The following is a 7,749-nucleotide window of genomic DNA, read 5'->3' as shown; positions in this document are numbered from 1 at the left end:
CGTCATTGCGCATTGACGACAGATAGACCCCGTCCACCGACCGGCTCGACGCAATCCGCCGATAGGCTTCGCTCTCGCGGTCCAGCACCGCCGGCGTCAGCGAGAGGTCGACATCGCGGGTCAGCGCGTGTTCGCCCATGCCCGACAGGAACTCGACAAAATGCGGATCAAGATCGACATTGCGCCCCACCGGCAGCACGTAGCCGATAGAGCCGGCCCGTCCGGTGGCAAGTTTGCGGGCATTGGAATTGGGCTTGTAGCCATGCCGCTGCGCCGCCTCGAGTACCCGGCTCCGGGTTTGCTCCGAGACTTCCGGATAGCCGTTGAGCGCACGCGAAATCGTGGTCTGCGATAATTGGAGAAGCTCCGAGAGCTGTTTCAAATTCACGGTCTAAGGATCCAGTTCTCTCAAAGCGCTTTGGGCAAATGGTCGCGGCTGGCCAGTCCGGCGCTTTCCAAGTCTGTCATCTAATCGCAACTTTGAATTCAAACAAAGCGAAAATGACGAATAAATCAGCACAAACCATGCTGCATTGCGGTGTATTCGGCACTTTCGCAATGCGCGATCCGAAAACCGGATCTGATTGCAACTTAAAGCTTGACTCAGTCAGGCTGCCGTAATCCTCTGAAAGCAAGCCAAAGCGCTTTGAAGGTCTCGGGGGCTTGGCTCCGAAAGCCGGTTCAGTTTGACGAAAAGGCCAGTGTTGGCCGGGAGGAATATTCGATGAAAAAACTATTCTTGATGAGCGCCGCGGCTGCTGCGTTGACCCTGGGGTCGGCCCATGCCGCGGATCTCAAGTTCACCCCGGGAGAGGGTGATTTCAACTGGGAGAGCTACGAAGCGCTCAAGGCCACCCAACTTGATGGCGAAGAGGTGACTGTTTTCGGTCCCTGGCTTGGCCCGGACCAGGAATTCGCCGAGTCGGTGCTGGCCTATTTCGCAGAAGCCACCGGAGCGGATGTCAAATATGTCGGCTCCGACAGTTTCGAACAGCAGATCGTGATCGATGCCGAAGCCGGTTCGGCTCCCAATATCGCGGTGTTCCCGCAGCCCGGTCTTGCCTCCAACATGGCCAAGCGCGGCTTCCTGTCGCCGCTGCCCGAAGGCACCGGTGACTGGGTCAAGGAAAACTATGCCGCAGGCCAGTCCTGGGTTGATCTGGGCACCTACACGGGCAAGGACGGCAGCGAGAACCTCTACGGCTTCTTCTACAAGGTCGATGTGAAATCGCTGGTCTGGTACATCCCTGAAAACTTCGAGGATGCAGGCTACGAAATCCCGCAGTCGATGGAAGAACTCAAGGCCCTGACCGAACAGATCGCCGCCGATGGCGGCACACCATGGTGCATTGGTCTGGGCTCGGGTGGCGCCACCGGGTGGCCGGCGACCGACTGGGTCGAGGACATGATGCTGCGCACCCAGGCGCCCGATGTTTATGACAAGTGGGTTTCCAACGAGGTCAAGTTCACCGATCCCGCCGTCATTGGCGCCATCGAGGAATTCGGCTGGTTTGCCCGCAACGACAAATTTGTCGCCGGCGGCGCGGGCGCGGTTGCCACAACCGATTTCCGCGACAGCCCGAAGGGCCTCTTCTCCTCGCCGCCGCAGTGCTACATGCACCATCAGGCATCCTTCATCCCGGCCTTCTTCCCTGAAGGCACCAAGGTCGGCACCGATGCCGATTTCTTCTACATGCCGGCCTACGAAGGCAAGGATCTCGGCAAGCCGGTTCTGGGCGCAGGCACGCTCTGGGCGATCACCAAGGACAGTCCCGGCGCTCAGGCGCTGATCAAGTTCCTTCAGTCACCCATCGCGCATGAAATCTGGATGGCCCAGAAAGGCTTCCTGACGCCTTACAAGGCCGTCAACACCGATGTGTTCTCCGATCCGACGCTCAAGAAGATGAACGATGTTCTTCTTGGCGCCACCACCTTCCGCTTCGACGGCTCGGACCTGATGCCCGGCGGCGTTGGCGCCGGCTCGTTCTGGACCGGCATGGTCGACTACACCGGCGGCATGTCGGCCGAGAAAGTCACCGACGCGATCCAGAAGTCCTGGGACGCCCTCAAATAGGTTGACGAACCTGTACATTCGGGAGATCCCGGCATCTGGCCGGGGTCCCCACCCGCACTGCTTTTCTGGGGGGAAACATGCATCCGGCACTTCAGGGCCTTATCACCATCATCGTCGGCGTCGGCGGATGCGTCGGGTATTTCTATTTCTCCAACCAGTTCCTCGACAAGATTCTCTTTCCCGCCACCGGCGACAATGCCGGGCGCAACATCAACCGGGCCAACCAGATCCGGCCCTGGCTGTTTCTCTTTCCCGCGCTTTTTGCATTGGGCCTTTATCTCGCCTATCCGGTTTTCGCCACGCTCTGGCTGTCACTGACCGACCGTGACGCCGGCGGCGCATTTGTCGGCCTTGCCAATTACCGGCAGATGTTCGGCGAGCCGAAATTCTGGGAAGCCATGCGCAACAACATGCTCTGGCTGATCGTCGTGCCGGCGATGTCGACCGCGATAGGCCTGGTCGCCGCCCAGCTTACCGACCGCATCAAATGGGGCAATATCGCCAAGTCGCTGATCTTCATGCCGATGGCGATCTCCTTCGTCGGCGCCGCCGTGATCTGGAAGCTGGTTTACGACACCAGGCCGGTCGACAAGGACCAGATCGGCGTTCTCAATGCCGTGTGGCTGCTGTTTGACGGCGGATTTGTCTCCGTGGTCTTTCTCAAGATCGTTCCTGTACTTCTGCTTGCGGTCTTCGCCGCCTTCATGACCTGGCTCGCCTACCTGGCGATCCGGCCGCTGGTGAAGACCGAAATCGGCCATCGCAAGGCGCCCTGGTGGTTCACGCCGCTGCGGCTGTTTTTCGCCGTTGTCGCCGCATGGCTGATCTGGCTGTCGCTGGGCTCGATCGTCTCGGTGTTCTCCGCCACTCTGCCCTATGGCGAGCCACAGACCTGGCTGACCATCTCGTTCTGGAATTCCTTCTTTCTGATGGCCGTGCTGGTCTGGATCCAGACCGGCTTCGCCATGGTGATCCTGTCGGCGGCCATCCGCGGCATCCCCGAGGAAACCATCGAGGCCGCCGTCATCGATGGCGCCAATCCGTTCCAGATCTTTTTCAAGATCAAGGTGCCGCAGATCATGGGCACCATCGTGGTTGTCTGGACCACCATCACCATCGTGGTGCTCAAGGTGTTTGATATCGTCTTCGCCATGACCAACGGTCAGTGGCAGACCCAGGTTCTTGCCAACTACATGTATGACAAGCTGTTTCGGGCCAATGACTGGGGCGTCGGCTCGGCCAGCGCGATGATCATCATGCTGCTGGTGACGCCCATTCTGGTCTGGAATGTCTATAACGCCCGCAAAGAAATACGCTGAGGGAGGCGAGGATGAACGTGACATCATCGAAAAAATCGCCTCTCGTCTGGGCCGTTCACATTTCGGTCGTTGCTCTGGTGGCGCTGTGGCTGTTCCCGACCGTTGGCCTGTTCGTGTCCTCCTTCCGCACCGCCGACCAGATCGCCAATACCGGCTGGTGGAATGCAATGTTCACGCAGGAGCGCCAGCGACCGGCGATCCGCATTGCCGGCGATGAGGCACAGCAGGACGGCGATTTTGTCATAGAAGGCAACCTTTTCGAAGCCGACAATGTTGTCATCAGCCGGTGGGGTACCAGTTCGCGTGAACCCGAAGCCTATGTTCCCGGCGATGACGCGGACCTTGGCGATGGCGTCAGGCTGACAGTTGCCGCCGATGGCGCGTTCCGCCTGTCCTCGCCCGAAAGCTTCGGTGACGGCCGCCTGCCGCGTGTCTTCACCACCGCCGAGGCGCCGCCCGAGTTCACGCTGCAGAACTACCGCTTCGTGCTGTTTGATCCCAACAACCGCGAAGGCATGGCGAAAGCCTTTTTCAACACGCTGACGGTCACCATTCCCGCCACCATCATCCCGATCGTGATCGCCGCCTTTGCCGCTTACGCGCTCGCCTGGATGCGTTTTCCGGGCCGGTCCCTGATTATTGCGGCGATTGTCGGCCTGCTGGTTGTCCCGCTGCAACTGGCGCTGATCCCGCTTCTCAGGCTTCACAATGACATCGGCATCGGCAAGGGATATCTCGGCGTCTGGCTGGCCCATACCGGGTTTGGTCTGCCGCTTGCGATCTATCTGTTGCGCAATTACATGGTCGGACTGCCGCGCGATATCATCGAGAATGCCCGGGTCGATGGCGCCACCGATTTCCAGATATTCGTCAAGATCATTCTGCCGCTGTCGTTTCCCGCTCTTGCCTCCTTCGCCATTTTCCAGTTCCTGTGGACATGGAACGACCTTCTGGTCGCGCTGGTCTTCCTGATCGATTCGACCGGTGAAACCACTGTGATGACCAAGCAGATCGTCGAGCTTCTGGGCACTCGCGGCGGCAATTGGGAAATTCTGGCGACCTCGGCCTTCGTGTCCATCGCGGTGCCGCTGGTGGTCTTCTTCGCCATGCAAAAATATCTGGTTCGCGGCCTGCTCTCCGGGTCCGTGAAATAATGGAGCTTTCATGAAAACGATGACACTCGCCGGCAAGCGATTGCAGACCGGCTCTGAAATCACACCGGACGCCGACTGGTGGCGCGGCAGCGTCATTTATCAGGTCTATCCGCGGTCGTTTCAGGACACCAGCGGCGATGGCGTCGGCGACCTGATCGGTATCGCCGACCGGATCGGTTACATTGCATCGCTGGGCGTCGACGCGATCTGGATCTCGCCGTTCTTCACCTCGCCGATGAAGGATTTCGGCTATGATGTGTCTGATTACACCAATGTCGATCCGATGTTCGGCACGCTTGGCGATTTCGATTATCTGGTCAAGGTGGCCCATGATCACGGCATCAGGATCATCATCGATCTGGTGATGTCCCACACCTCCGACCAGCATCCCTGGTTTGTCGAGAGCAAGGCGGACCGGACCAACCCGAAATCCGACTGGTATGTCTGGGCCGAACCCAAACCCGATGGCACGCCGCCCAACAACTGGCTGTCGATCTTCGGCGGCTCGGCGTGGCAGTGGGATGGCAAGCGTGAACAGTATTTCATGCACAACTTCCTCACCTCGCAACCCGACCTCAACCTGCACAATGAGCAAGTCCAGGAGGCGCTGCTCGATGTCGTGCGCTTCTGGCTCGATCGCGGCGTCGACGGGTTCCGGCTCGACACCATCAATTTCTTCTTCCACGACAAGGAATTGCGCGACAATCCGCCCTTGGCCAGGGAATTGCGCAATGATTCCATCGCGCCGGCGGTCAATCCCTACAATCACCAGCTTCATGTCTACGACAAGAACCGGCCGGAAAACCTGATCTTCCTGCGCCGTTTCCGGGCGCTGCTCGACGAATATCCCGGCACCACGGCCGTCGGTGAGGTCGGCGACGCGCAGATCGGGCTTCAGATTGTTGCCGATTACACATCCGGCGGCGACAAGATGCACATGTGCTACGCGTTTGAATTTCTCGCCAACGAGAAGCTCACCGTCGCCCGCGTTCGCAAGGTCATGACCGATTTTATCACCGCGGCGCCGGAAGGCTGGGCATGCTGGGCGTTTTCAAACCACGATGTCGTCCGCCATGCCACCCGCTGGGGCGGCGGCGTCACTGATCTCGAGCACTATCTGCGGCTGCTGGCCGGTCTGATCATGTCGCTCCGGGGCTCGATCTGCCTCTATCAGGGCGAGGAACTGGGCCTGACCGAAGCCGATCTGGCGTTCGTGGATCTCAGGGACCCCTACGGCATCCAGTTCTGGCCGGACTTCAAGGGGCGTGATGGTTGCCGGACCCCGATGGTGTGGTCCGAATACGAGCAGTCGGCCGGATTTACCAATGGTCAGCCCTGGTTGCCGGTCCCACCGGAACATCGCCATCTTGCGGTGGAAGCGCAAGATCATGTCCAGGCCTCGATGCTCAATCATTACCGCCGGATGCTGGCCTTCAGACGGGCACACCGGCCCCTGGCCAAGGGAAGCCTGGAGTTTCACGAAACCGGTGACAAGGTGTTGTCGATGATCCGTCGCGATGGCAACGAGGCGGTATTCTGCGCCTTCAACCTGAGCGAGGAAATGCAGATCATCGACCGGCCGCAAGGTATTGTGGAATCGCTCGACGGACATGGATTCTCCGGGTTCCTGCGTCCTGAAACCATCGAAATATCGCCCTATGATGCCTTTTTCGGAAGATTGGGGTGAAAATGTGAAGTGCTCTAGCGGGAGGAAACCATGGCCGGCTTGAAACTGAAGGGCCTCAAGAAGTCCTACGGCGCTGTCAAAGTGATTCACGGAGTCGATCTGGAGATCGAACAGGGCGAATTCATCGTCTTCGTCGGGCCGTCGGGCTGCGGCAAATCCACTTTGCTCAGGATGATCGCCGGGCTTGAGGACATCACCGACGGAACGCTCGAGATTGACGGCATGGTGGTCAATGACGTGCCGCCGTCCAAGCGCGGCATCGCCATGGTTTTCCAGTCCTATGCGCTCTACCCGCACATGACGGTCTATGACAACATGGCCTTCGGCATGCGCATTGCCGGTGAAAGCAACGAGGAAATCGACCGCCGCGTCCGTTCAGCCGCGTCGATCCTGCAACTGGAGGATTATCTCGACCGTCTGCCCAAGGCGCTTTCGGGCGGCCAGCGGCAGCGCGTGGCCATTGGCCGCGCCATTTGCCGCGATCCGAAGGTCTTCCTGTTTGACGAACCGCTGTCCAATCTTGATGCGGCGCTTCGTGTCGCGACCCGCATCGAGATCGCCAGGCTCAATGAATCCATGCCCGACACGACCATGATCTACGTCACCCACGATCAGGTTGAGGCGATGACGCTGGCCGACCGGATCGTTGTGCTCTCGGCCGGCTATATCGAGCAGGTCGGTCCGCCGATGCAACTCTACGACCGGCCGCAAAACCTGTTTGTCGCCCAGTTTATCGGCTCACCGGCGATGAACATCATTCCCGCCACCATCGAGCGGACCGGGCCGAGCGCCGTGGTCAAGCTTGCCGGCGGCAAGACGGTCGACACCGGCATTGCTGTCGATGACAGCGAGAAAGGCAAGCAGGCCTCCTTCGGTATCCGGCCGGAAGATCTCGATATCTCCACCGGCGAGGATTTCCTGTTCGAGGGAAAGGTCTCGATTGTCGAGGCCCTGGGCGAGGTGACGCTGCTCTATGTCGAGGGACTGACCGAGGACGAGCCGATTATCGCCAAGGTCGCGGGCCACCGGAAGAATTTTCGCGGAGAAACCGTGCGGTTCACAGCCGACAAGGCCAAGCTGCATCTGTTTGACACCGAGGGCAAAACCTACCGTCGCTGACCCGATGTCCGGTGTGAGGTCTGGATCCTGCGAAACCTACGGCTCATCTCGAAACGCCAAAAGCCCCGTCTGCCAGGACGGGGCTCTCGTGCGCGGCACGAATGCAAGACGGAGTAACACCGGCTGCGCAATGCAAGCAGGCGGGCAGGACTGGCCTGGAGGAGGCGCCAGCCCCGCGCCGCCTGAGGCTTAGTTGAACGAAGGTGAACCGTCGTTGCCTGCGCGGTGGTAGACGATCTGGTCGTTCGAGCCGCCGCCGATGGAAGCTGTGGCGGTGTAGTCGATGCCGGCCTGCGAAGCCTTGTAGGTCGGCGAACCGTCATTGTCGGCGCGGTCGTAGGTGACCAGTTCGTTCGACACGCCGCCGATGGATGCGGTTGCGGTGTAGTCGATCGC

7 protein-coding genes are annotated in these 7,749 nt (G+C 59.8%); 5 read left to right on the top strand and 2 right to left on the bottom strand.

Annotated elements, in window-relative coordinates; translation table 11 throughout:
* Positions 1–388: LacI family DNA-binding transcriptional regulator (locus tag ABJN75_RS06900; RefSeq protein WP_348438086.1), on the bottom strand; the 388-nt coding region annotated here is incomplete at its 3' end.
* Positions 389–724: 336 nt separating this feature from the next.
* Between ABJN75_RS06900 and ABJN75_RS06895 the strand changes: the two genes are divergently transcribed.
* From ABJN75_RS06895 to ugpC, 5 genes are all read left to right on the top strand, one after another.
* Positions 725–2,074, top strand: coding sequence for an ABC transporter substrate-binding protein (locus ABJN75_RS06895; RefSeq protein ID WP_348438084.1), 1,350 nt, complete (start codon positions 725–727; stop codon positions 2,072–2,074).
* 77 nt (positions 2,075–2,151) lie between these two features.
* A complete protein-coding gene (locus ABJN75_RS06890) occupies positions 2,152–3,393 on the top strand; it encodes a sugar ABC transporter permease (protein WP_348438082.1) in 1,242 nt (413 codons plus the stop codon).
* Positions 3,394–3,410: 17 nt separating this feature from the next.
* The gene (locus ABJN75_RS06885) at positions 3,411–4,547 is read left to right on the top strand and encodes a carbohydrate ABC transporter permease (RefSeq protein WP_348438088.1); all 1,137 of its coding nucleotides are present in this window, start codon (positions 3,411–3,413) and stop codon (positions 4,545–4,547) included.
* A gap of 10 nt (positions 4,548–4,557) precedes the next feature.
* Complete coding sequence (locus tag ABJN75_RS06880) at positions 4,558–6,234, top strand: alpha-glucosidase (RefSeq protein ID WP_348438080.1); 1,677 nt, start codon at positions 4,558–4,560, stop codon at positions 6,232–6,234.
* Positions 6,235–6,264: 30 nt separating this feature from the next.
* Positions 6,265–7,353, top strand: a complete 1,089-nt coding sequence (gene ugpC / locus ABJN75_RS06875; protein WP_348438078.1) for a sn-glycerol-3-phosphate ABC transporter ATP-binding protein UgpC — start codon at positions 6,265–6,267, stop codon at positions 7,351–7,353.
* Positions 7,354–7,542: 189 nt separating this feature from the next.
* Here ugpC and ABJN75_RS06870 read toward each other — a convergent pair.
* On the bottom strand, positions 7,543–7,749 hold a 207-nt coding region (locus ABJN75_RS06870), incomplete at its 5' end, for a hypothetical protein (protein WP_348438076.1).

The organism is Hoeflea sp. (assembly GCF_039975035.1).
Taxonomy (GTDB): Bacteria; Pseudomonadota; Alphaproteobacteria; order Rhizobiales; family Rhizobiaceae; genus Hoeflea.
This window is presented reverse-complemented; position numbering and strand designations above follow the sequence as displayed.